The following is a 24196-nucleotide window of genomic DNA, read 5'->3' as shown; positions in this document are numbered from 1 at the left end:
ATCAGGTAAAAAATTAAGTTATGAATGATATGAACAAAAAAGAAAAAACATATTGGTGTCCTATGCACCCTGAAATTGTATCAAAAGATCCTCTTGCTGTGTGTGAAAAATGTGGAGGCATGCAGTTAGTGTTAAAAAAGGATAAAAAAGCAAAAGATGCTTCTAGCTGTCATGATTCTGGTAGCCACCATGATCATGGTGCGCCTGGTATGAGTCATGGCTCTGCCAAAGATTTTTTGCGTAGATTTTGGGTTGTTACGTTTTTACTTATTCCGCTTATTTTCACTAATGCAGCCGTAATGGAATTTTTGCATATTACCCCACTTCCATATGCAAAATGGATTGGATTTGGAATTGCTACTATAGTATTTGGTTTTTCTTTTTTGTTCTTCAAACATGCATGGATGGAAATCAAATCCCGAGCCTATGGAATGATGACTCTCGTATCCCTGGCTGTTTCGGCTGGATATATTTTTTCTGTAGTGTCTACTTTCTTACCTGCTCTTGAAGTAGAGTTTTATCTTGAAATATCAACTCTGATCTGGGTTTTGTTGTTTGGGCACTATCTAGAAGCACGCTCTAGTTCTGCAGCCGGAAATGCTTTACAAGAAGTAGCAAAGTTATTACCCAAAAAAGCTCACAAAATTATAGATGGAAAAGAAGAGGATGTAGACATAGCGACACTAAAAGAAGGAGATACTGTATTAGTAAAACCAGGAGAAAAGATTCCTGCTGATGGAATAGTGGAGGAAGGTGTTGCAAATGTAAATGAGTCACTCATCAGTGGTGAATCAAAACCAGTAAATAAAAAGATAGGTAATGAGGTTGTAGCCGGGTCTATTTGTCTTGATGGGTCTCTGAAGATTACTTTGAGTCGCGTCGGGGAACATTCCACTATCGGTCAAATACAAAAACTAATTAGTGAAGCACAAAAAACAAAACCAAGATCTCAACGTATTGCAGACAAAGCTTCTGCTCTCCTGACATTTGTGGCTGGAATCACTGCTCTTTTGACACTTCTCGTTTGGACGCTTGTAGTAGGAGAAACTTTTGTTTTTGCAATAACTCTCACTATCACTGTGCTCGTAATAGCCTGTCCTCATGCATTGGGTTTGGCTATACCTACTGTTACGACTATCACTACATCTCTGGCTGTTAAAAACGGTGTATTTATAAAAGACTTATCTAAAATTGAAGTTATTAAAAAAGCAGATTACGTAGTGTTCGATAAAACAGGAACTCTTACAAAAGGTGAATTTGGTGTGACTGATATAGCTCCGCTTAATTCGTATTCAGAAGAGCAGATTCTAAAAATTGCAGCATCATTGGAACAACATTCTTCACATATCATTGGTCAGTCTATTGTAAATTTTGCTAAAGGAAAAGATCTTGCTCTCACGGAACCTAAAGAGTTCAAGAACATTGCAGGTAAAGGAATTAGCGGTGTTGTAGAGGGTGTAGAGTACTACATTGGTAACAAAGCTTTGATGAATGATTTGAATATACAAAATATTTTGAAAGAAAAAATAGATGAATTTTCATCGAAAAGTATGACAGCAATATTAATCTCAGACAAGCAAAATCTAATCGGCATCATTGCTCTTTCAGATGAAATAAAGAAAGAATCCTTTGATGCTATACGAGATTTGCATTCTTTAGGTGTAAAAGTTGCGATGCTCACAGGAGACAATGAAAAAGTAGCACATGGTGTAGCGGAAGAGTTAGGAATCGATACATACTTCGCAGAAGTATTACCCGAAGATAAATACGCTCATATCAAAAGTTTGCAAAAGGAGGGCAATGTCGTCCTGATGGTGGGTGATGGAGTAAACGATGCTCCTGCTCTTACTCAAGCGGATGTGGGTATCGCTATTGGAGCAGGGACTGATGTAGCAGTAGAAGCTGGGGACGTGGTGCTGACAAAGAATAATCCTAAAGATGTTGTGAAGCTCATAAAGCTCTCACGTGCAGTGTATAGGAAGATGATACAGAACCTCGTATGGGCACTAGGATATAACGTCGTAGCTATTCCTGCCGCAGCAGGAGTGTTCGCTTTCGCAGGATTTTTCTTAAGGCCTGAGATAGGGGCGCTCGTCATGAGCCTCTCCACTGTGATAGTCGTAGTAAATGCTATGACTTTGAAGAAAGTTTCGTTAGATTAATAATATTAATTAAAATAATTATATGAAAGAAAAATTGAGTGTACCGATAGCGATAATAGTAGCAGGTGTTGTCATAGCTTTGGCTATAATAGTAACAAAAGGATCAGGCCCTTTAGCGGATCAATCACAGCAAGGAGTGAACGATGCAGCCCAAGTACAAGCTGACCCTTCGCTTGATCAGGTCGCAGAAGTAATTAGCAAGGATCATATAAAGGGAAATATTAATGCCAAAGTAAAAATCATAGAGTATTCAGACTTTGAATGTCCTTTTTGTAAACGTTTTCATAGTACGATGAATCAAGTAATGGATGAATATGGTGAAAGTGGAGATGTTGCCTGGGTATATAGGCAGTTCCCACTTGATAGTCTTCACCCAGAGAAAGCCCGACTTGAAGCAGCTACATCAGAGTGTGTCGCTGAAATTGGAGGTAATGATGCCTTCTGGGTGTTTGCCGATGCATTTTTCGCAGTTACACCTTCGAACAATCAGACAGACGTAGCAGTAGTACTCCCTGAAATAATTAGCAATCTCGGACTTTCACAAGAGAAAATAGATGAATGTGTATCTAGTGGTAGATATGACCAAGATATTCAAGATGACATAAATAATGCATTAGCGACAGGAGGGAGAGGAACACCATGGAGTATTATTGTAACAGAAAGTGGTGAGAAGTATCCCATAAATGGAGCACAACCTTATGCCGGTATAAAAGCATTAATTGATATAGCGTTAGAATAAATTTATTAAATAATACAAAAACAATAAAAAAATAATATGAGTGAAAATATAGAAAACAAAAATACGTCTTCAGATTTGTCAGCCAAAGAACAATATGAATTAAAAAGACAGAAAAAGAAAGAAGACAAAACTTCAAATGAAAAAGTAGTAGGTGGAAAGATGAGCACTACTGCCAAAATCGTTTGGGGTGTAGTTTTGATAGGTGTGATTGCTCTAGTCGTGGCTATAGTTACAGCACCCAAGATAGAAAAGGTCGAAGTGCCTTTACTTGAAGATGTGAAAGAGCTTGGCGAGAAAGTTCCGATTCAAACAGTTACACACATAGGAACGAGGGAAGATCATGCTGAATATAATTCTAATCCTCCAACTTCAGGACCTCATTATGCGGAAGCGCCTGGGGCAGGCTTTTATAAAAAAGGACTAAAGGACGAAGAAGCTGTTCATGGACTTGAGCATGGAAATATATGGATTAGTTATACGAGTGAGGTGGATGAGGAAACAGTAGCTTTATTAGAGGGAATCTACTTAAGAAATTTAGGTAGCGTAATACTTTCCCCAAGGGAGGAGAATGATGCTCCTATAGTACTCGCTTCTTGGGGTAGGAAGCTTGAACTTCAGGAATACGATGAATCCACTATCTACACATATATAAAACTTCACAAAAATGAATCTCCAGAACCGTTTGCAAAGTGAAATCAGTTCCAAAAAGACAGTATTCTACAAAGTAGTTAAATAAAAATTAGAGAGATAAGTCCGATTTTAATAGAATTTGACTCTCTCGTTAAAAATATCAATAAATTGGTTAAGAAAAAAGGGCCAGTCTCGAATCGAACGGGTCCTTTTTTCATTATCTCAAAAGTAAAACCTGCATATTGACCTTTGCACATTCTTCACCTAAATCGGTGAACAATAGTGCATATAATAAAACTAATTATTCAAAAGAAAAGAGACAAAACTTAGGAGAAGAAGGATTGGAAGAATTGTTAGTATAGGGGAGTTTTGAACTACGTAATTCAAGAAAATTAAAAAGGAATAATTATTTTTAACATATCTGAAAAATACTTAGTAACTTAGGGCATATCATAACTTTTTTCTTAAAAAGGGAAAAGGCTGAAAATAATTGTTTAACTATCTAAAGCCAAACCAATGGAAAATTTACTCCTCGTTGATAACCGACCTGTTATTTATTATTCGATCTTACTGAAATATTTTAAGTTTTACTCGTTACCAGATTAATATTTCACCCTAAGTTATCAATTAAATTCCTTAAGTCACTTTTTCGAATAGGTATAACCGAAATACATAAGGTGAGTTTTTGTCCTCAGGAATTGAGGGGGCATGCATACAAACTGTTCGTTTCCACTTGAAAAAAAGAAAATGAATACAGAAGCTGCAATAAATTCCTTGCTAGAATATATCAGAAGAACTTTGTTGACTAATTTAAATAGTCAGAATATGTTGTTCCTAACAGAGAAGTATTCTCCATTTGAAAAATACCTTATCGAAAGGAACAATTTGAGTATTACGTGGCACGGAAATGCAAAATTAATTGAATTTGAAGAGCCATATAGAATTTATACTCATAAATATATTAGGAGTTTTACCCTTGAAGGAGGGATTTGGTTTAAGAGTTCAGAAACGGGGATATTAGTTGAGAAAGAATATTTAGAGACATTGATGGTGGAAGCAATATTGAATTTCACCAAACACGATTTCAATTTTACAATATACAATGAAGAGAAAAAATTTCTTAAAGAATTCAATGATAAAGTAATTGAAACTTGCAAAGAAAAAGATTTGATTGGGTTTGATAACTTAGAATTAAAAATAGACGACAAAGGTCTTTCTTCAATTTTTACCGAAATTACTAGAAAGCAAAGAACAAATGCATTTCCAAAGCCATTTCATGACTTTAATACATTTGATGATTTAACCAGGGTAACTCAAGATATAAGGTTTTTGATCGGTCAATTGATTATGTATAAACCATATATAACAAACTATTTATCCGGTAAGACTTATTGGAAAGGACAAACTTTTTTTAGATATTTCCCAAGCATATTTGACAAGAGATTTTTCATGACAAGTGGGTTAATAATAGGCCTTCTTTATAATTACTGGGACAAGATTGGAGATTTACTCGATAATTGCTTTGGAGTGATCACTGCTGGCAAAAATGTTTATTTTGGGACTGTTATCAAAAAATTGCCTAATCAATATCATGCTTCTACAAACTATATTTGGTTGAAAGGTTTTAAAGATAATGAATTTCAAGATTTACTGAATAAAAGGAATGAAATTATTCATTATTCTGCACTTGAAAGTAGATATTTTGAGCAGTATAAAGGTCATTTTAAAGATGAGGGAGAAATACAAAAATTGCAAGAGGAGAAAGAAGGAATTGTTAGTTACTTAATAAATCATAATCAGATGATGTTCACAGGTTTTGAACGGGCAATTAAGTTAATTGATGAAATCCCATAGAAAAAAGAAGGCATATACTCACTAATCATTGATTGTAAAAGGCATATAAAATAGAAATTATCCAAATTTTCTCTTTTGACAAAATAAATCTATTTATAGACAACTAGATTGTTTCATATGGCGAAAATTGTAAGTGAAACGCATATTACAGGTGCGAAAGGTGTTAATGCATTTGAACGGTATTGTTTAAACCATACCCCCTTACTGGTATGGAGAGAGGAAACAAAGAATGATTATGGTATTGATGGAGAAGTCGAGTTTACTTACCGAACTAATGACAACAAACTGGCCGTATCAGGCAAGATTATTAAGGTTCAACTCAAATCAACTGATAAAAAAGGGTACATTCAGAAAGAAACAGTTACTAGTTTTGAGTTCATTGCAAAGCAAGACGATGTTGAATATTGGTCTGACCATGACTGTGATGTGGTTCTGGTTGTATATTTTGTTAACGAAGAAAAATTATTTGCAAGAAAAATATCAAAAAAAGATTTAAACTTAGCTAGGAAGACACAACCAATATTATTTTCAAAAATTGAAAACGAACTCGTAATTGGTGATAATTTATTTGAGCAAAAATTTTCTTCATATTTTAAAAGCCGTGTTGATTCATCTCACGAAGAGAAATTGTTTTCAAATCTTTACAGATTTTTTAGACTTCCGAAATTCATTTATTGTTATCAAAGTAGATTTACTAACCCCAAGGATATATTTACTGCGATGGAAAACTATTCGATCCCACCATTCGTAATTAAAAACGGCAAACTCTTCTTTTTTGCCGAATTGATATCTTTCCCTGAGTTTGAAGAGCGAGTTATACTTGACAAGGATGCTAATACTGAACATTTTCTTAAGTCCTTTATGAAAGACGACAATAATCGCCGAATTATAGCCCAATTAATCAATATTTACATCAAAGACTATTGTTATCAAAAGTACATTGGATATAATCGTAGATATAATAGGTATTACTTTAAATTAGCAGATAATCAGGATAAAAGAACGGAACAATATAGGTCAAAAAAAGGTAGGAGTACTAATCGGGTTGTAGCCCAACGCCAAGATTATTATGGAGTAAAGCATGTTAGGCATCTAGGTTTTCAATTGGATTATGTTTACTCTGATGAGGAGTATTATGTAGCAATTAATCCAAAATATCTTTTTACTAGCGACGGGCATAAAGTTTTAGAGGAACCACGATTAATTACTAAACTTACTAACTACCAGACAGCTAGGGAACTTAATCAATCAGTGATTAATCAAATACACTTTATTTTTAAATTTTTGGCTAATAATGGCCAAGCATTATATATTGCTGATTTTCCAAAAGAAAAAATCCAAGTTTATCAATCGAAGACTTTTTCAGTAGATTTTGGTATTCGAGATGATTACGATGGAGATCCTAATCAAATGACCTTGCTATGAGAGTTGAATATTTAGAAGAACCTTTAATTGAGTTTTCAGATGATTTTCTTTGTGATGATCCTAAAAAAGGCCTGACAATTAGTGGATTCTTTTCTCTTTCCCATCAGAACCATAAATCAGAAATTCAATATGCAATTATTGGAAGAAAAATTGATATTGAATCTGTAGTTGATTGGGTGGAAAAGATTAAATATCCAATTGAAGCGACTAAAGAAGTATTGATTAATAATGAGGTTGAGATAATCGACGGTGAAGTTGAAAATCTGACAAGTGAAGACGATGAATACCTGACTATTAATGATCTACAACTAGATGATCAAGTAACTTATCGTTATAATAAACAGCTTAATCCTGATTTTCCAGGCTTTAACAAAGACTCTATATTTCGCTGCGAACTGCTAAATGATAAATCTAATAATATATCAGTAAAAGATCAGGAACTAAAAAAGATATTAAAGTCTAATAAAACAAAAGTTGAGAAAGTAGAATTAATAATTGACTTATATGTGAATGCTTATCTTCGCTTGGAAGAGTTTTATGATGTAAGACCAGATGTTTGTCTTCTTGTCATACCGACTGATGTATTTAATAAATTTTCATCAATCCCTTATGGAAAACAATGGATAAATCTTCGAAGAAAACTAAAGGCAGAGATAATAGCAAGAAGCAAAAACTTATTTCCTGTTCAGTTATTACTTGAATCTACGGTAATAGGTAAAACAAAAGGGAAACAAGATTTGTCAATGATTGCTTGGAATTTTTGTGTAGCACAGTATTATAAGACCGGTGGTTGCATTCCATGGGCATTAACACAAATAGATAAGGAGTCGATTTTTGTGGGTGTTAGTTTTCATAAAGTTCTGAATGCAGAGAATAATCTAATGAGATCAAGTGTTGCACAAGCATTCAATAGAGAAGGTAAAGGCATTGTAATTACTGGTAGACAATTTGAATGGAATACTAAAAAAACAAGAGTAGCTGCTCCTCATTTAACATACCTTTATGCAAAAGAACTTATTCAAAAGGTTATAAATACATACAAGCAACTAAATGGTTACACGCCAAAAAGAATAGTTGTTCATAAAACTACCACTTTTTGGGATGACTTTATTAACAAAGAATTTGCTGAAGCTAATGGGTTTATTGATGGAGCTAAGGAATTATTAGGAGATGATGCCGAGGTTGATCTAGTCTCAATACGGTCTACCAAGATTAAATTACTTCGGAGTAATGGTATTTATCCTGTTTTGAGAGGGTCTCTTTTAAAAATAGATGATTACTCAGGAATACTTTACACAACCGGATATATACCTTATTACAGAACTTACCCTGGAGTACATGTTCCTATGGGGGTCATGGTAGATGTTATTGGAGAGTCTACACTCCGTCAAGTTTGTGAAGAAATATTGGCATTATCAAAACTTAATTTTAATAACTGCAACTATTATAGTAGTTTGCCAATAACTTTGACGTTCTCTCAAAAAGTTGGGGAAGTAATCCAGTATATACCAGAAGATATAGAGCCACCTAATAGATATTATTATTATATGTGATATTTGCACTGAGTATAGAAATAGATAGATTTGATTCTATAAGAAAGCAAATCAGAAAATTAAAAAACTAAAAAGAATACGGAGTTTTCAGGTTTTTGAATTCAAATCAAATTACATTTCACCTGGTAGAGTGAATAATTTATATAGGTAAAGAAAAAAGAGGGTGTAAATTAAAGTCTGTCTGTTAAAGGAAAAGCTTTCATTTTCTGAGTTTTTTCAAAAGTTAATCTCGACAGGAATTTATCAGGATCAATTTACCCTTTAGAATGTGTTTCTTGATAAAAAATTAGCTGATGAGAATTTGGATTTTCTCACTCAAAAAAGGTTTGAAATGTTTTTGGACACAGAAGAAGGGAAAAACTAAAAACTATTTTGTGTTCTAAAATAGTATAAAATCCAATCAATTTTCCTTTTGACTTGTTCTTCATTATTTTAATTGAGCGACCAAAAAAATTCATATGACCTGGATCACAAATATGCAACATTATCTTAACGAAGATGGCTCAACCGGTTCCATGAATCGTCCTACCAGGAGGTTAGCGGAATATTTTGGATCAATAGTCACATTTGCTACTTCATTTGAGGATGAACAATATTTGAACAGTAATATCTCATGCCGTCGCAGACCCAAGCGAAAACCATGCAAAGGGAAAATCCAAGCAATACTGGATTTGAATTCGGATAGGATTGACTGGCGATGTCCGGTTTGTGGAGATAATGGAATTATAAGTGATTGGCAAGATACTCCTTGGGATGCCAGTTAAGAAGTTCTTTCTTGGCCGGAAAATCAATGAGGAAGAAGGCGACAGAAAAGGCTCCCAAGGAATCGATATATACAGAAATGAAGAACCTTGGGCACACTAAACTTCTTCGTACCTTTGATTTTCACTTTGCGATTCTCTCATTCGCAAAGTGCTGGGTATACAACGGTTTGAAGATGATATAATAATCGTATTATAAGGTAATAATCAACATCAATATGATTTCTCCTTTTTGTTCTGCTCCAAATTCACAGTATTCCCACAAAACGTAATACTACCACTGAAAAAAATTGCCAAATTGGCAACAAATACCCTCTACGATAAGATATCTAAAACGCTTAGACTTAGGGCATCAGGATTAATAATCTTGGTGCCCAATTTTTTATGCCCCATCTATTTAATTATCTTCGATTATATCGTAAACGTTCTCCGCTCACTCAAGCGGATATTGCTTTTTTGATGAAATTGCCAGGTTATTCAAACATTTCCAGATGTGAGAAAGGACAAAGAACGCCAGGTATCGAATTATTGCTTGTCTATCATCTTCTCTTTGATACTTCTGTTGAATCATTCTTTGAACCACAGGTTGAAATAATTAAAACAAAACTTTCAGAGCAGATCAAGCAATTAATCAGCGAGATAAAAAAGAGAGATAACATTCCAAAGGATACTTCAATAATCACATTCCTTGAGCAAGTATTTAAAAGAATAACCCATTAAATTAACTATGAAAAAAAATAAAAGCAACTTAGTGTTCTCAGTTTATCCAAATAGTTCTGGTTTTGGATTCGTGTACATGGGAAATCCTCGTAAATTAATAGATTTCGGATCTGTCAGAATTAATCCGATAAGTAACAGAAAGGTTTTGGAAAGAATTAAAAAATCCGTTGAATATTTTCAACCACTTGTTCTAATTGTACAAGATCCTAAGGGTAAGACTTCAAGGACGGGGAAACGCGTAAAGCAACTGATTAAAAAAATTGTAACCTATGCCACTGAGAAAAACCTTACAGTTGTGCAATACTCCCGTGATCAGGTAAGGGATGTGTTTGAACAATTCGGAGTGGTAACTAAATATGAAATTTCGCAACTTCTGGTTACCGAATTCAAGGAACTAGAAAAAAAGTCTCCAAAGCCAAGAAAACTATGGACCAGTGAGGATAGGAATATGGCCATATTTGATGCCCTTTCTCTTGCTCTGACCTGGTATTATTTGAATGAATAGGGTTCTCCCTGTCACAATTTTTTGACGTGGTTTTTAAAAAGCGAAATGCATTTTTCAGAAATCTTATCCGTTTCCAGGTTTAGTATTTCCCCGTAAGGCAGGGGGATAGTTAGATAAATTTTTCCATTCCGATTCCAAGTGTCGAATTCAAAATCATCAGGCTCTCGTGCAACAAATGTGACAATTATTTTTTCGAATTTTTTTAAAATTTCAGGTAATTCTAAAGTTGTCAGTAATTCATTTATCTCCACAAGGTTGACCTTAGTTTCAACTGGCTGATCTACAATTTTTGTTACAAAAAATTCCATCAAATTGTCATTTGTTATTAATCAAGCTTTGAATTCAGTGGAGGGTAAACAAGCCTTCTCTCCCGTTTCTGGTTTTCCGGTAAAAGGGGATAGGCACCCAACCTGGCTACCTCTCGATTTTTAGCAGAAGTAAGATCTCCACGATATTCCATTACATAATATACTCCATGTTTTTCGTAATACTCAATAGAATATCTGCTTTGACCATCCGTAGTAATACCGATTTTAGCAATTTCATTCGCCTCAAGCCAAACCTTACCTTTTGGACAAAGATAACATTCTCGGTAACCTGGAACAATAGCTCGAAGAACATATTGCTCTGCTCCTTCTGAATTTTTCCTTTGCCTTCTTTCTATTTCGGCTTGTCTCTCCGGAACCAAGATTGGATTCCCGTCTGGATCAGAGGTCACAACATCATCATATCCAAGGGAACCATAAACCAAGTAACCAATGAAAACAGCACAGAACAACAAAAGCCAAAACAAAGGTCTGTTGTTCAGGCTTTTGTTATTTCGCCCAGGATCAAATTGGATATTAAATATTGAATTGGAGTGATGCGAAGCAGTCATTTATCTATAAAATCGATTAATAAAAAAGATAACAGAACAAATACCATTCAGCTAAATTGTTTGTAAAGATATAAATAAAAACAAAAACCACCTAAAAAGGTGTAACTAAAACAACGTACCTTAAGACATGGATTAGATGTTTCTTTGTATATATGAATGATAATGACAAATACATCAAAGAACAACTCGATAATTTAGGCAAACGTTTGAAAAAAATCCGCCAGGAGAAGGGATTTACCAATTATGAGCAGTTTGCCTACGAGCATAATATTGGCCGGGCACAATATGGCCGTTATGAAAAAGGAAGTGACTTGCGTCTAAGCAGTCTGCTAAAATTACTTCGTGCTATGGAAATTGATCCGGTAGAGTTTTTTAGCGAAGGATTTACTTTTAAAAAGGGAGGCAAAAGGGATTAATTGGCCTTTAAACTAGTTTTAAAAAGTCCAACCGAATCTATCGGACATTTATCGAATTGTTATTAATGTCCGATAGGCTTGATCGAAAAAATTCTTAATACCCTATAATTTCAAAGAAAATCAATTTGCAAGATTGCAATTTGGACGCAAAACTTTTTTGCTGCCCAAATTGCTCTTGACCTGCGGTGCTAAAAACCATATAGAATAGTTTTGGAGAAAGGGAGCCATTTATTGTGCAAAAGAAAAGAAGAATTAATCTTCATCGTCGTCTGGTTCATCATCTGATTCTGATTGTTCTTCTTCCAATTCTTCCCAGTATGGGCTGGGTATAGAGTCTTGTTCCCAATAAGGACTTAGTTCGGGTTCCGAAACATCATCAGTAACTTCTTGTTCAAATTCAGTCATCTCGTTTATATCAAGTGCCAACTCAGCTACACTAGGATCTTCATGGTCAGGTAACGGTTCAGCATTATTTTCAACTGAATATGTCATTTCCTTTTCCTGAGTTTCAAGTTGTGTATTACTGTCTTTTTCCAACTTAGGCTTTGGTTCATTATGCTCTTCGATTATGGAGTGAACCAATTCAGGATATTGCTCAAGCTGATACTCGTGCAACTTCTGTTTTATTTGATTAAATTCTGTCTGACTCACCCTGGTGGTTTCTTTACTCATGTTTTGATTCCCGCTAATCATAATGTGTATATGAATATGATTGGTGTCAAAATGTGGGCGAGCTATTGCAAGAGAATTTGGCGCTCGCCAATCGAGGTATTTTCTGGCCATGTCTAAAAGTATACCAGGGTCTTTTTCCAGGACTTCACGGTCTTTAGGGGAAAAGCTAATGATCTCATGATATTGAACAACGCCGTTTTTGCGTTGTCTGCGGAAAGAGTCATTTTCCTGAAAAGCCTGGGTGATCCCAGGTATATCATTATCAGAGATACCGCTGATATTATGGAGGAGGATTTGGCTCTGTAAGTTCTTACCTTCTTCTTTATTAATATATCCAAGGAGCTGATTAAAAGAGTTATCTTTTTCAGAAATGTATTCAACCAATTGTTTAAAAGAATTATCCTTCCGAGTTTTACTTTTCACTACTGGCATTACTTTGATTTTTTAAAGTCAGTAAGTAGTCAACTAGCTGGTCGATTTTGTTAGGCCTATCAATGAGGGATTCTTCCAAAGCTTGCTTTAAGGTTTTTGTTGGTTGTTGCATGAATTTATTTAACCTGTTCTCAAGGTCGCCAATAAGGCTCTGTAGAGCAAAATAGTTGGAGTAGAGGGAATTGAATTCATCATCGCTAAAAGTCCCGGAAAGTTGGTTTTTTCTCCTTGCCCGGTGGACGCTTTGGATTACCTGGTTAATATTATTTCCAATGGCTCTAATATCTTTTCCAAGTGCTCTAACCAGCATTTCATCGCGAGGAAGGTATTGATTTGACAGGTAAGTCAAAACAGCTTTTTTGATGAAAGGAGCCAACTTGACCTTTTTTGCTATGGTTGGCAAATCTGTTGGGGCGTATCTGGCAGCCATTCGCTTTAGCTCTGAAAATTCCGCTTTGGAAAACCGTAAGGTATATCGGAGAGTGTCTTTTTTTCGTTTAAGTTGATACCATTTTTGATAGGCTTTGCTATACTGCTTTTTCAAAGATTGAACCTTGTCAGAAGGCGTATCTTTGTTGACACCAGCCTGGTAAAGAAATTCCTTTAGTGTAGGCATTTTTTTCATGACTCAAGACTTATAGATCATCTTCTAAAATTTGGTCTAACTTTTTCTTTATGTCAATTTCAGTCTGGGTTTCTAATTCCTTCTCTAATGGGAACCGGGTAAACTCCTCAGAAAGTTCTACCTCCGGTTGTTTAATAATCTCTTGTGGAATAAGACTTCCATCTATTGATTGTAAGCCAAATTTTTTCATCATTCCTTTGTTCTGGTAAATCGGAATAGTTGTGATTTTTTCTCCATAATAATTACCATGAATGAAAATACCAGCCCAACTTTCCAGTGTGCGAATTTCGTCCTGATTAAGGAGGTTTCTTCCCATAAGGTGTGATGACCGACCGGTTGTCTTTATTTCAATTGTTGCCTTACCAAGAAGCTGAGTGAGGTACCGTAATGTTGTAGGGTCTTTAATGCCGGGGTAGGCGAGGATACTGCTACAATTACTAACTATGGTATGAGCTTTTGTTTTATAAAGACTATACACCTGTTGAAGATCTTGGCAAATAAGAGCCAAGCCGACCTTCTTTGACCTGATCAGTGCAATAACGGATGAAAAGTTGGGGATCACAGAAAGATTACCAAACTCCTCTAATATCATCATAATTCCCAAATCATTTTTGGAAAGTTTGGTGGACAGAAGAAATCTAAATAATTGGGAGTAGAAAACTGAGATGATAGTGCCGAGTCTATCGGGATCTCCGCTGGGTACCTTTAAAAAAATTGCCGTCTTTTTACGTCGAAGAGAAGAAAAGTCAATGGAATCATCGGCAGTCAAGAGCTTCACTTTTTGAGTATCAAATCGGGTTAATGCCGCTTGTGCAGACATGACCTGACCTTCTCTGGTTTTGTCTGGTTTAATTATCCAATCGGAGAACCATTCTTTAGTGTCCAGGTCACCATAAAGTTCAACGAATCGCTGCATTTTTTCGGTGTTCAAAGACTTCATAAGTTGAATAAGGACAGACATATTACAAAACCGTTTGTCAGGAATGTTTTTGAGACAAGTAATGAGCGCTTGAAGTAACCTTGCCGGGCCAAGCGTCCAAATAGCCTGTACTTCAACTGCCTTATTTTCGATAGCAATGAGGGAGCCAGCAAAGTGTTGGATATCTGCATCGTCCTCTAAGCGAAGCAGGGGATTAAAGTGGCTTGAAGAAGTTGGATTGTCAACATCAAATAAAAGAACATCAAAGCCTTTTTGTCTAAGGGCATCACCACACTTTTCGTAAAGGTCACCTTTAGGGTCTGTGCAAACGATGGAACAATTATCCAACCGGAGGAGATTAGGTATACAAAACCGGGTACTCTTACCAGATCCGGTCGGTGCGAGTGTTAAAAGGTGGGTATAGGAATCTGATCGACTTAAGGCCTTCATGTCCCCGTCAATAACCCAACCTTTGTTCCCATATCGCATGGAAGACTTATTTGTAAATTCGGCGCTTCCGTGTATTTTAGAGTTATTAGATTCAATGGGAAAAAAGAAACTGGACAGGAAGAGCAATATTACTGCAATCAGAATAAGTGATAGAATAATTATGATGCCGCTGTTCATGCGTTCGTTTTTATGAAGATTTGGAAAAGTAAGATTTAATCTGATGTACTTTCATCTTTATCCTGTGGAGAAACCATCGTATTCGGTCTGACCTAAGAATGTACTTCAACATTCGATAGGCCCTGGAAAATACCCTTTTAACTACCCATGAGAAGATTTTTGAAACCGTTCGCCATATTATGCTTCCAAGATTCAAAAACCTTCCTTCCACTCCCTTTGGTGCGTTGCCAATAAATTGAAACACAAACCGCACCATAAGATATAATAGGAATAGTGCGAAGAATTGATACGCCAGAGGAAATTGATAATATAAAATTACCTGGAACATTATGACAAATTTTTGAATAGCAAACTACTCCCAGGATTAACTCCCAGGAGCAGTTTGACTTTTTCAGGTCAGAAGAAAAAACCACCCTTTTTCTTACTACGTTTGTATAACCACTGGATTATTTTAATCATCACCCAGATAACCAGGAGATCAAATAGAGACACGCCAAAGATTAATTCACGGGTGATAATACCGGAATTTAAAATTCGGAATATCCACACCGCCATACGGTCAAGGAACCGAACAATGAAATGCTCAACTGAATTCATGGTTACAGATTTTAATTGTGAATCATAATTCAGCCTTAAAGTGAACTGCAGCTCCGTAACTTTCAAAGTAATCTTTCCAGAATTGTTTCGTTACATAGAACAGTTCATCCACCTCAGGCTTTGGTTGGTGAATGATGTAAATATCAATACCTGTCAAATCAGGTAACACGCACTGAGCTTCCAGCTTTTGGATGATTGTTTCTTTATCTTCCAATAGCTTTTGAGGCTTTTTTCGGTAACTGTAGAAAGATATTTGGCTGGTATTTTCCAATCCGTCAGTGAACAACAGACATATCTTCTTTTCAGCCGATGATTGCTCCAGTCGTTGTAATGTCTCGCATATCGAATTGTAAAGTCTCGATCGAGGGAGTTCCCCTGTAAATTGGTTGCTTTGATTTAAGACCTCAATCATTTGATCGTAAAACTCCTTCTGCTTTGAGATTCTTTCTTTGGTAATTTCTGAAAAACTATCCCCACCCCTTTCAAGGGTGATATTCCATTTTCGGTTAGTGTATTTATCGTTAAGGTTTGAAATCTCAATCGAAACAGAAGGTCTAAACAGGTGCATTGTATCCAAACTGACCACATTGGAAATAAACTCCACAGTTTTGTATGGTTCAAAAACCTGTATGTCGGTTTGATCATTTAAAACGGAAATGGCCGTATCCTGTTCTTGGCTTGCCTCAAAAGCAACACAACTTCCAAAAGATAGCATTACAACCAAAAGCAGGAGAGATAATATCCCGTTATCGAATTGGGTGGGTTTACCATTCTTTGAAAATTGTTCTTCTCTATACCCAACATCATCTTCTGCAGTAGATATGCAAAGTGGAGGAATCTGGTTTTTTTGCTCCCAAATTTTTACTACAGGGATCTTCTTATCCATCCTTTCATGTTGATTTGCATTTCGGTATTTATGAATCTGCTGGCGATACAAAGCAATAAAACGATCCTTTACATTGACCTGGTAGGCAGTCCATTCTGAAAGTTCCCGGCTTATTGAATTATATTCGTCCATAACTTCTGTCTGTAATTTCCGGATTAACTGCAACTTCTTTTTGTTTGCCTTATCTCTGATACGGACAATATTTAAATTAATTCCTGCTATTTGTTTTTCCAATTTCTCAATGGCAGCTTCATCGTCGAAATACTTCTTGATCAATTCTGATTTTTTTTCAGTAAAGAAGTAGGCAACAACAGATACCACCAAAAACATACCGATGTTTAAGAATGCCGTGAGTCCATTTCCATATTTAAAAGCAAGAACGGAAATGATAGCAAGAATAGTAACTGCTGGCAAAAGGGATAGAACCATCCCTGTAATATTGCGAGTCCTGATGGACCTTCCGAAGAAATGACCGGAAATGGCAATGCCGGTAGCAATAGAAAAAGCAGCAATGTAACTTCCCGCACGTGGAATTTCAGCAGCATTTTCTATGTTCTTAAATGTTATTGAAATATCAAAGAAAGTTGCGATCACCAAAAATATGTTATATAGAAAAATAGACCACCAGGACTTTTTACGGGGCCGTTCCTTCAGTGCATCCTCGGTAACGTTTTTCTCGGTTATATCCTTTCCTTTTTCCAATTCTAATCGATTTATCTTTGTTTCCAAGACCTGTACTTTCCCTTCTGACTCCTGCTCGATTATTTGAATTTCATTAATAATCGAGTTGTCATATCCATGCATGGCTCCTATCGCATCATTCGGACTAACGGAAAAAAGATTTACGGTTCTTTTTACCCCCTCTAACCTATTTTGAAGATTGGTAATGACCAAAGAGATTCTTTTTAAGGAATCCCGGAGGTGTCCTTCGAACTTGGATTTGAGTCCCAATTCTACTTCTGAAAGGGAAGTCTGGTCAAATCTGGGAACACCTATAGCTCCGTTTTGCCTGGCAAGCCTTTCAATTTCCGGCATGTTTAATTTCAGTTCTTCCAGAACTTTTTCAGCTACCGGATCATAAATTACTGTGGTGGTAGAGTTCATTTTTTGATTTTTATTAAGCTCGACAAATGAATTATTTTTCTGATTTTTCATGATCTAAAATTTTAATTGAGTTAGTAAATGATTCGTTAGAAAAGTCAACATTCTCGTACAGTGAAAAAATGGAAATTTGTTCATGTTTCCGGGCCAGATATTTTGCCTTTTCAAGACTTTGAAGGACTAAAGAAACATCCAGGAAGATATGCTTCTGGAACTTCCAACCACCAAGGAAGCTGTTGGGAAGTTTCAGAAGGTCGGTATTTGCTTTTATGTATTCGGCTATATCGTGTCTGTCTAATGTTGTGTATTTGCGTTCTCTGTCTTTGTATATTGATATGGCGTAACCGAAAATAGGAACTAAGCCAGTGTGAGATATTGTAAATCCACCATTGTTGATAAGGCTGTTTATTGCATAATCACAGATTACCTTTATTGGAGAAACTAAAGTTTTATTTATTTCGATAGAACCGCTTGCTTTAAATCGGGAATCGGTTTTGCTATAGAAAAGACTATTTAACAGTAATGTGATGTGTTGATTATTTTTTGTGTTTTTCATGTCTACTTTGTATTTTCAATACCATAAGGTGATCATGGAGCCAAATTATTTTAAGCTTTTTAAATTGGTAAATGAGGGGTGGTTAAAATATTTTAGAACCAATTGCTTATTTTTATGCAATTTATGGGTGATTGAAATGAGCTCTATTTTTCATTCATATTTTAGAACATAGACTTCATATTCTAGAAAAATAATTGCCGAATTGGTGCATGGAAACGTATATTTGAAATATTTGGTTAGATATGTGAAACTTAATTGTATAGAAGAGGTAATGTTTCTAATATTGAGGATTAGTATTAGATAAGAACAAAAAACATAACAATGAATCAACCAAGAATTTTGATTGTAGAAGACGATCCAATGCAGGCAGAGCATATCGCCAAAAAAATAATAAGTTTTGGTTATAAAGTTTCTGATCAAGTTAGAACTGAAAGTGAAGCAAAGTCCTCTCTTGCTAAGAATCGAGTTGACTTAGCGATTCTGGACATAGCTCTATTTGACAATGAAACCGGAGGTATTGAAGTTGGTAAACATATTAACAAGCACTACAAAATTCCGTTTATATATCTCACCGGTCAAAACAATGAAGCCCTGGAGAAGGAGGCTAAAATGACACGTTATACCAGTTTCCTTGATAAGCCTTTCAGTGAAAAACAGCTAAAACGAGCTATTAGTGATGCTTTATGGCCGCCAGGTATTGAAACGGATATTATTTCTTTAGAAAGGCCCAGTTCTCAAATTGATTTTTTAGAAGGAAGGGAATGGTGTTGGATCAGAGATAACAACCTTTTTCATAAAGTTTTAATTGATTCAATTTATTGGGTAGTGGGAGATGGGCAATACAGCGCTTTTCATACTTTTCCAAATGGAAAAATGGAAAAAGAGAAAGTTTATCGAGTATCCCATCGTATTGGAATAACAGAAAATGCTTTAAAGGGTCACCCTGATTTGGTGAGAATAAATCAACAATTTATTGTTAACATCACCAAAATTGAGAAAAGAACCTCAGGAAATGGAATTTACGTGGCTAAACTGAATGAATTACTAACTGTTTCGAGTAGATATGCTCCTGTTGATTTTTTCGATCAACTATGAAAACTGTTTATCTGATGGTAATGAATTGAATTTTGAACTTGTGATTTCAAATACTGCTCCATGATCACTATAAATTTCTACACGTCCCTTAAGGGATTCCTTGACAAGCATCTTGATAAGCCCAATTCCTGAAATCTTTGAAGAATCTGTTTTAATGAAATTGGTTGGGAATCCATTTCCATTATCCTTTATGAAAAAGGTCGTTTTTCCATCCTCAGATTTATATAATTTTATTATAAAATGAGGTTTCCTTCCATCATTGAAAGCATATTTGAATGAGTTTATTACAATTTCGATTATAATTAGAGCTAAAGTTTTACCATCATCAGTTAAAATAGTGGGTTCGACTGAAAATTCTTTTTCAATTAGCATGTCTAAATCAGTGTAGCCAAAGGTTAACATAATTTCTTCTATCCATTTATTTAAAAATTGAGGTAAGAAAATTGTTTGGTAGTCTTCTCTTTTGCCATAAAGTAAACTATAAAATTTCCCTTGAGTAATAGCTCTCATTTGAAGGTCTTTAATATTTTCTTTTACGTCTTTAAGTACATTTGGAATATTTGTAAATGAATCGAGTTGTACTCCAAATCGATTAAAGTCGTTTTTAACTTGATGTCTTAGAACTTGCAATAACCTTTCAACTTGTTTGTTACGCTGTTCGATTTGAGTATTACTCTGTTGGAGTTTTTCGTTTATTTGCTCAATAACCTGTTTGTCTTTTTTTGCCCGCTGGTAGGCCCGGATTCTGATTATCAAAATTGTAACAAGAAACAGGATGGACAAGCTTGTTATAATTATGGTTATGTTTCTATTAGTTATTTGCTGGGATTTTTGCAAATTTTTTAAATTTAAGGTTTGGATTTCTAATTTATTTTCCTTATCAATCCTAGAAAACCTCTCAGTATTAAATTGCCCTTCAATTAATGCTACTTTTTGTGAAATCTCCAAATCATTTAACGAATCCCTTAGTGAGATAAACTCTTGAAAATATTGATTTGCTTTTTTGTAATTACCTTTAAATTCGTATAATTCGGCAATATTGATCAAAAGCTCATCTTTATTTTTTGTTGAACCAATTTGTTTTAATAATTCTAAACCTTTTTCAAAATAATGGATTGCCTGGTTAACGTTTTTTGATTTATTTTTATTAAATGTAGAAATTCCTAGATTTAAATAATCGGTAACAATATTTATCTTATCACCTGTAGACTCATGTAATTTTTGAGATTCATTGTAATAATAAATTGCACTATCTGGTTTTGAAATTTGAGAATAGTATTTCCCTATGGAGCCTAAACTCGTACCTATTCCTTTCGAGTAATTTGAATTCGTAAATATGGACAAAGACTCCTTAAAATGAGAAAGTGCAGAGGAGAAAGAATCTTGTTCTAGTAATACATTTCCAATATTAATGTGTATATGTCCTGCCATATAGACATCATTCAATGAATTAGTTAAGGTTAACGCGGTGTCCAAGCTACTTTTTGCTTTGACTAACTTCCCTTGTTCTTTAAAAACTACCCCTAAATTGTCACTTGCTCGCATTTTTATTAAGTCCTTCCCAACTGGAACACTTATAGAATCAGATGTAACTAGCGAAACCTCATAATAATAAACTGCAGAATCTAATTGTCCGCCGACACGAAAGATATCACCTAGATGGAGGTAGGCTTGGCATTGATTAATTTCATCTCCAGAAATTTTTTCATAAATGGCTAACGCTCTTTTATTATATTCAAGGGCTTCCCTTAAGTTACCTATGTAAAGATATAATTGAGCAAGGTTAAAATCAGCGGTGGCTTTGAGATTTCTGTTTTCAGAATTTTCAAGATAATGAGACGCATTTTCAAAATGAATAAACGAGGAATCAATATTATTTAAACTTTTATAAATAATTCCAATATTTATCTCCGTAGTACCAACTCGAGAAGAATCTTTTAGTTGTAACCCTAAAGAAAGTGCAGGCTTAAAATACTCTAATGCTTTATTAAGATGATATTCTCTCTCTAAAGTTCTAGATTTTTGCAAATGGTTATTCCCAATAATGCCATAGCAACTTATTTTTAGAGTATCATTCTCAATGTATTTTAGTAAATCAAGCGCTTTCATTAAAATTTCTAAAGAAGAGTCAAATTTTCTATTTTTTAGGTATAAGTTCCCTTGTACAACTCTGGACAAAGCCATTAATCCGGTGTCTCTAATTGTATTGCTTTCCAGATAGGCTTTTTCCAATAATGAATCTGATACCGCGAAATCTTTTGAAACCTTAGAAGAGGTAATTGTCGCCATGATAGAATCATGGGTCGGAGTTGAATTTTTATTTTGACATGCGAAGGTGACAGCCAAAATAAAAATTGTAAAGAGTGAAGGTGTTTTCTTCATTTCATTTTGGAGTAAAAACTATAAAAACTAAAAGTCTTTTTAAAGTTAAGTGTTTTTGTTCAAAATTCCTAAATAATTATTTGTTGCAATTTCTATATAATCGTGTATAGTTTGTTAGATATAATAATTGTTCATTTTCTTTGAATTCTTTGTATTCAAAGTCAGTAAAACCTGTAGTTAACATGGATAATTTAGATGGTGCTACTGTAATCTACACTATTATACCTTTAGTTTTATCTATTGTCGGTTTGGCATGTGGTATATATTACCTTCATATGACTTTTTCAGACTCACGCGAAAGGAAAAAGGAAATAAAACGCCTTAATCATGAGTTAGAAAAAAGTAAACTTATTAACAGAAAATTAAAGGAATTTGTAGATACCTTAGAAAAAAAGGAAAAATAATAATTTAACAAAACATCAAATTAAAAATCCTCTTGATTAGAAGGGGATTTTTTTGTAAGCTAATTCCATGAAAATAAAACCTAACCAACGAGAGTCTTTCAAATATTAAAAATCACTCAAGTTCCAGATCGTCCATTCTTCTATTTAAATCAATATCTTTTCTTTTAACGATGGTGGTTTTTTCTTGTTCTCGTAATAGCTTCATTCTACCGAGTAAAAATCCCAATACAAAAGGACTATTAGATTCTTTAATCCCCGTGCTCAATGAATCAGAAAGTTGAGGATTGAATTTTTCAATCATGTATCCGGCATTGAACCCCTTTATGGCTAAGTCACGAAGTTTCATTAGAAAGTGTTTTTTGATTTTTTATCTAAATAATCGAGAATTGATTCGTAGTCGTACAAGATATGTTTTTTACCGATTTGGGTGTAGCGTATTTCACCTTCATCCCGATATTTTTGCAAAGTTGATTTGGAAGTGATCCTAAGTAGTTGCATGGCTTCTTCAGCACTAATCCATTTGTCATGTTTGATATCTTGCTTTTCTTTGAGTTTTTCCACTACATCATTAACCAAGGCATAAAAAGCTTCGGATTCAAGACAAATAATATTTAAAGGATTATTAAACTCAGCCACTTGTATGAGGATTGGTGATCTTACGCCTTTAAAGGTAAAGGATTTTTATAAAGAATCCAATGATTTAATACCAAGACCTATTTGTTGAAAAAGAGAAGTGATGTTAATTAATAAATTATAGAGTAAAGATTTCCTAAGAACCTAAAACTTTGTCCAAAGCATCATCAGCATCTTTGAAAATAAAATTCTTTTGATAGTTTATTGTTGTCGTAATATCAGAATGACGATAAAGCTGTTGGAGCATTTGGATAGGAATTTTATCACCTGAAATATTTCCGAAGGTATGTCGAGCAATATGCATAGTCAAGGGTTTATCTAATGCTAACTTTTTGGCAATTCTTTTGAGGTATTTATTGATTAACCTGTTGCCATTAGCAATTTTTTGATTTATATCATATTCGTTGTTTAAATTAGTCCCAACTAATGAGGGAAAAACGAAATCATTATCTGAAGATTTATCGCTCTCGTATTGTGCCAGTATTTTTGTAGCCTTTTCGGGGACTTTCAAAGAAAGAACCTTTTTGTTTTTTCCCATTTGATAGTATAGCCTTTCATCTTTGAAGTCAGACCATTTGAGTCTTAAAACATCTGAAACTCGCATCCCCGCAAAATAAAAAGAAAGTAACCAAACATTTCTTGCATAGTTCTCCTGTTCAATATTAAGGTTAATTTTTTCCAATGCATTGACCTCTTCCATAGAAAGGCCTAGTTTAACAGATTGTGGGAACCTGATAACAATTCTACCCTTACCAAATGGGTAATGTTTTCTATCTATAATTCCTTCACGGATTGCTAAATTATAGATAGTCCGAATGACAATAAGATAATTAACAATAGTTCTATCACTTACCTTCCTGGTTGCTTTTAAATAAGCTTGGAATTTTTTTAATAAAACTTCTGTAATTTCTGGAAAGGAAATATCCTTGTTCTTTAAAAATACGCGGAAATGCTTAATCCTCGGTTTTTCTGCGCATACTCTATTATATTGACCTTTCTTTTCTAATTGATCAATATAGACTCTTGCAAAATTAAAAAAGGTGGTAACTTTATTTCTGGATTTTATCTGATTGGTAACAACTTGAGCAGTTATTCCATCTTGGGTACTTTCTAATTCTAAAAGTTTATCATTTGCTTCTGCCAGTTTTTTTATAATAAAATTATTTAACCTTGTAGAATTCGGGTGAGCTTTCTTAACCTTCTGGTTTTTTTCATCCCAAAATTTTTCATCAACATATTGCCCTGTGGAAAGGTAACTTGATTTACGGTCTTTAGTGATTCTAACCATAATTGGGAATAATCCCTTAGCGTTTTTTTTCTTGCGCAGTACCACTTTGATGGATCCCATAGTTGATTGATTTTACTTACCTTAATGCAAAGATACAAAATTTGGGTACAACATGGGTACAACATTTATTGGTTTTATATGGATTTATATAGACAAATATGAAATTGTTATAATGGTACTAAGTTGTTAATCAACCAAATAGGAATATGTCAGACCAAAAATTACAGGACTGAAAATCCTGGTGTCGGCGGTTCAAACCCGCCCCACACCACAAAAAAAGCCTCGGCAGTTGTCGGGGCTTTTTTGTTTTTTGCGCCATTGTCTTGACACGATTTTG

22 protein-coding genes and 1 tRNA gene are annotated in these 24196 nt (G+C 34.7%); 12 read left to right on the top strand and 11 right to left on the bottom strand.

Annotation, left to right across the window (positions count from 1 at the left end; all coding sequences use genetic code 11):
* The first annotated feature begins 20 nt into the window (after positions 1-20).
* The 8 genes from H6571_21875 to H6571_21840 all read left to right on the top strand — a co-directional run bounded on the left by H6571_21875 (position 21) and on the right by H6571_21840 (position 10349).
* A complete protein-coding gene (locus H6571_21875) occupies positions 21-2162 on the top strand; it encodes a heavy metal translocating P-type ATPase (GenBank protein MCB9326402.1) in 2142 nt (713 codons plus the stop codon).
* Between the two features lie 22 nt (positions 2163-2184).
* A complete protein-coding gene (locus tag H6571_21870) occupies positions 2185-2901 on the top strand; it encodes a thioredoxin domain-containing protein (GenBank protein MCB9326401.1) in 717 nt (238 codons plus the stop codon).
* Between the two features lie 36 nt (positions 2902-2937).
* Positions 2938-3594, top strand: coding sequence for a DUF3105 domain-containing protein (locus H6571_21865; GenBank protein ID MCB9326400.1), 657 nt, complete (start codon positions 2938-2940; stop codon positions 3592-3594).
* Between the two features lie 684 nt (positions 3595-4278).
* Positions 4279-5385: a hypothetical protein gene (locus tag H6571_21860; GenBank protein ID MCB9326399.1), complete on the top strand. Its 1107-nt coding sequence runs from the start codon at positions 4279-4281 to the stop codon at positions 5383-5385.
* A gap of 117 nt (positions 5386-5502) precedes the next feature.
* Positions 5503-6810, top strand: coding sequence for a DUF4365 domain-containing protein (locus H6571_21855; GenBank protein MCB9326398.1), 1308 nt, complete (start codon positions 5503-5505; stop codon positions 6808-6810).
* A complete protein-coding gene (locus H6571_21850; GenBank protein ID MCB9326397.1) occupies positions 6807-8363 on the top strand; it encodes a hypothetical protein in 1557 nt (518 codons plus the stop codon). Before H6571_21855 ends, H6571_21850 begins: the two co-directional genes overlap by 4 nt.
* Before the next feature lie 1220 nt (positions 8364-9583).
* Positions 9584-9844, top strand: coding sequence for a hypothetical protein (locus H6571_21845; GenBank protein ID MCB9326396.1), 261 nt, complete (start codon positions 9584-9586; stop codon positions 9842-9844).
* 7 nt (positions 9845-9851) lie between these two features.
* Positions 9852-10349 carry a hypothetical protein gene (locus H6571_21840; GenBank protein MCB9326395.1) on the top strand — a complete coding sequence of 166 codons (498 nt, stop codon included), beginning with the start codon at positions 9852-9854 and terminating at the stop codon, positions 10347-10349.
* 11 nt (positions 10350-10360) lie between these two features.
* Here H6571_21840 and H6571_21835 read toward each other — a convergent pair whose 3' ends face one another.
* Positions 10361-10657, bottom strand: coding sequence for a hypothetical protein (locus tag H6571_21835; GenBank protein MCB9326394.1), 297 nt, complete (start codon positions 10655-10657; stop codon positions 10361-10363).
* Between the two features lie 17 nt (positions 10658-10674).
* Positions 10675-11226 carry a hypothetical protein gene (locus H6571_21830; protein ID MCB9326393.1) on the bottom strand — a complete coding sequence of 184 codons (552 nt, stop codon included), beginning with the start codon at positions 11224-11226 and terminating at the stop codon, positions 10675-10677.
* Positions 11227-11378: 152 nt separating this feature from the next.
* On the opposite strand from H6571_21830, the gene H6571_21825 reads away from it, so the two are divergent.
* A complete protein-coding gene (locus H6571_21825; protein MCB9326392.1) occupies positions 11379-11642 on the top strand; it encodes a helix-turn-helix transcriptional regulator in 264 nt (87 codons plus the stop codon).
* Between the two features lie 252 nt (positions 11643-11894).
* On the opposite strand, the gene H6571_21820 is transcribed toward H6571_21825, so the two are convergent.
* The 5 genes from H6571_21820 to H6571_21800 all read right to left on the bottom strand — a co-directional run bounded on the left by H6571_21820 (position 11895) and on the right by H6571_21800 (position 18057).
* Complete coding sequence (locus H6571_21820) at positions 11895-12746, bottom strand: relaxase/mobilization nuclease domain-containing protein (protein MCB9326391.1); 852 nt, start codon at positions 12744-12746, stop codon at positions 11895-11897.
* Positions 12727-13362 carry a hypothetical protein gene (locus H6571_21815; GenBank protein MCB9326390.1) on the bottom strand — a complete coding sequence of 212 codons (636 nt, stop codon included), beginning with the start codon at positions 13360-13362 and terminating at the stop codon, positions 12727-12729. Before H6571_21815 ends, H6571_21820 begins: the two co-directional genes overlap by 20 nt.
* A 19-nt stretch (positions 13363-13381) precedes the next feature.
* Positions 13382-14917, bottom strand: a complete 1536-nt coding sequence (locus H6571_21810; GenBank protein MCB9326389.1) for a type IV secretory system conjugative DNA transfer family protein — start codon at positions 14915-14917, stop codon at positions 13382-13384.
* 619 nt (positions 14918-15536) lie between these two features.
* Complete coding sequence (locus tag H6571_21805) at positions 15537-17294, bottom strand: hypothetical protein (protein MCB9326388.1); 1758 nt, start codon at positions 17292-17294, stop codon at positions 15537-15539.
* Positions 17295-17535: 241 nt separating this feature from the next.
* Complete coding sequence (locus H6571_21800; protein MCB9326387.1) at positions 17536-18057, bottom strand: hypothetical protein; 522 nt, start codon at positions 18055-18057, stop codon at positions 17536-17538.
* Between the two features lie 321 nt (positions 18058-18378).
* Here H6571_21800 and H6571_21795 point away from each other — a divergent pair, with 321 nt between their 5' ends.
* Positions 18379-19152 carry a response regulator transcription factor gene (locus H6571_21795; protein ID MCB9326386.1) on the top strand — a complete coding sequence of 258 codons (774 nt, stop codon included), beginning with the start codon at positions 18379-18381 and terminating at the stop codon, positions 19150-19152.
* Here the strand turns inward: H6571_21795 and H6571_21790 are convergent.
* Positions 19147-21534: a tetratricopeptide repeat protein gene (locus H6571_21790; GenBank protein MCB9326385.1), complete on the bottom strand. Its 2388-nt coding sequence runs from the start codon at positions 21532-21534 to the stop codon at positions 19147-19149. The genes H6571_21795 and H6571_21790 overlap by 6 nt on opposite strands.
* Before the next feature lie 182 nt (positions 21535-21716).
* Here H6571_21790 and H6571_21785 point away from each other — a divergent pair, with 182 nt between their 5' ends.
* Positions 21717-21938, top strand: coding sequence for a hypothetical protein (locus tag H6571_21785; GenBank protein ID MCB9326384.1), 222 nt, complete (start codon positions 21717-21719; stop codon positions 21936-21938).
* A 112-nt stretch (positions 21939-22050) separates the two neighbouring features.
* Here the strand turns inward: H6571_21785 and H6571_21780 are convergent, their stop codons facing one another.
* The 3 genes from H6571_21780 to H6571_21770 all read right to left on the bottom strand — a co-directional run bounded on the left by H6571_21780 (position 22051) and on the right by H6571_21770 (position 23919).
* Positions 22051-22284, bottom strand: a complete 234-nt coding sequence (locus tag H6571_21780; protein ID MCB9326383.1) for a hypothetical protein — start codon at positions 22282-22284, stop codon at positions 22051-22053.
* Positions 22284-22574, bottom strand: coding sequence for a helix-turn-helix domain-containing protein (locus tag H6571_21775; protein ID MCB9326382.1), 291 nt, complete (start codon positions 22572-22574; stop codon positions 22284-22286). Before H6571_21775 ends, H6571_21780 begins: the two co-directional genes overlap by 1 nt.
* A gap of 133 nt (positions 22575-22707) precedes the next feature.
* Positions 22708-23919 carry a phage integrase SAM-like domain-containing protein gene (locus tag H6571_21770; GenBank protein ID MCB9326381.1) on the bottom strand — a complete coding sequence of 404 codons (1212 nt, stop codon included), beginning with the start codon at positions 23917-23919 and terminating at the stop codon, positions 22708-22710.
* A gap of 142 nt (positions 23920-24061) precedes the next feature.
* On the opposite strand from H6571_21770, the gene H6571_21765 reads away from it, so the two are divergent.
* Positions 24062-24130 (top strand) — tRNA-Phe (locus tag H6571_21765).
* The last annotated feature ends 66 nt before the right edge of the window (positions 24131-24196 follow it).

It is taken from the genome of Lewinellaceae bacterium (assembly GCA_020636105.1).
GTDB lineage: Bacteria > Bacteroidota > Bacteroidia > Chitinophagales > Saprospiraceae > BCD1.
This window is presented reverse-complemented; position numbering and strand designations above follow the sequence as displayed.

Coding starts and splice junctions, on each gene's coding strand:
- H6571_21820 (MCB9326391.1), bottom strand. CDS start 12,746: ATGCCAGTAGTGAAAAGTAAAACTCGGAAGGATAATTCTTTTAAACAA.
- H6571_21795 (MCB9326386.1), top strand. CDS start 18,379: ATGAATCAACCAAGAATTTTGATTGTAGAAGACGATCCAATGCAGGCA.
- H6571_21875 (MCB9326402.1), top strand. CDS start 21: ATGAATGATATGAACAAAAAAGAAAAAACATATTGGTGTCCTATGCAC.
- H6571_21800 (MCB9326387.1), bottom strand. CDS start 18,057: ATGAAAAACACAAAAAATAATCAACACATCACATTACTGTTAAATAGT.
- H6571_21790 (MCB9326385.1), bottom strand. CDS start 21,534: ATGAAGAAAACACCTTCACTCTTTACAATTTTTATTTTGGCTGTCACC.
- H6571_21865 (MCB9326400.1), top strand. CDS start 2,938: ATGAGTGAAAATATAGAAAACAAAAATACGTCTTCAGATTTGTCAGCC.
- H6571_21785 (MCB9326384.1), top strand. CDS start 21,717: ATGGATAATTTAGATGGTGCTACTGTAATCTACACTATTATACCTTTA.
- H6571_21870 (MCB9326401.1), top strand. CDS start 2,185: ATGAAAGAAAAATTGAGTGTACCGATAGCGATAATAGTAGCAGGTGTT.
- H6571_21780 (MCB9326383.1), bottom strand. CDS start 22,284: ATGAAACTTCGTGACTTAGCCATAAAGGGGTTCAATGCCGGATACATG.
- H6571_21860 (MCB9326399.1), top strand. CDS start 4,279: ATGAATACAGAAGCTGCAATAAATTCCTTGCTAGAATATATCAGAAGA.
- H6571_21810 (MCB9326389.1), bottom strand. CDS start 14,917: ATGAACAGCGGCATCATAATTATTCTATCACTTATTCTGATTGCAGTA.
- H6571_21840 (MCB9326395.1), top strand. CDS start 9,852: ATGAAAAAAAATAAAAGCAACTTAGTGTTCTCAGTTTATCCAAATAGT.
- H6571_21770 (MCB9326381.1), bottom strand. CDS start 23,919: ATGGGATCCATCAAAGTGGTACTGCGCAAGAAAAAAAACGCTAAGGGA.
- H6571_21825 (MCB9326392.1), top strand. CDS start 11,379: ATGAATGATAATGACAAATACATCAAAGAACAACTCGATAATTTAGGC.
- H6571_21835 (MCB9326394.1), bottom strand. CDS start 10,657: ATGGAATTTTTTGTAACAAAAATTGTAGATCAGCCAGTTGAAACTAAG.
- H6571_21855 (MCB9326398.1), top strand. CDS start 5,503: ATGGCGAAAATTGTAAGTGAAACGCATATTACAGGTGCGAAAGGTGTT.
- H6571_21815 (MCB9326390.1), bottom strand. CDS start 13,362: ATGCCTACACTAAAGGAATTTCTTTACCAGGCTGGTGTCAACAAAGAT.
- H6571_21845 (MCB9326396.1), top strand. CDS start 9,584: ATGAAATTGCCAGGTTATTCAAACATTTCCAGATGTGAGAAAGGACAA.
- H6571_21850 (MCB9326397.1), top strand. CDS start 6,807: ATGAGAGTTGAATATTTAGAAGAACCTTTAATTGAGTTTTCAGATGAT.
- H6571_21830 (MCB9326393.1), bottom strand. CDS start 11,226: ATGACTGCTTCGCATCACTCCAATTCAATATTTAATATCCAATTTGAT.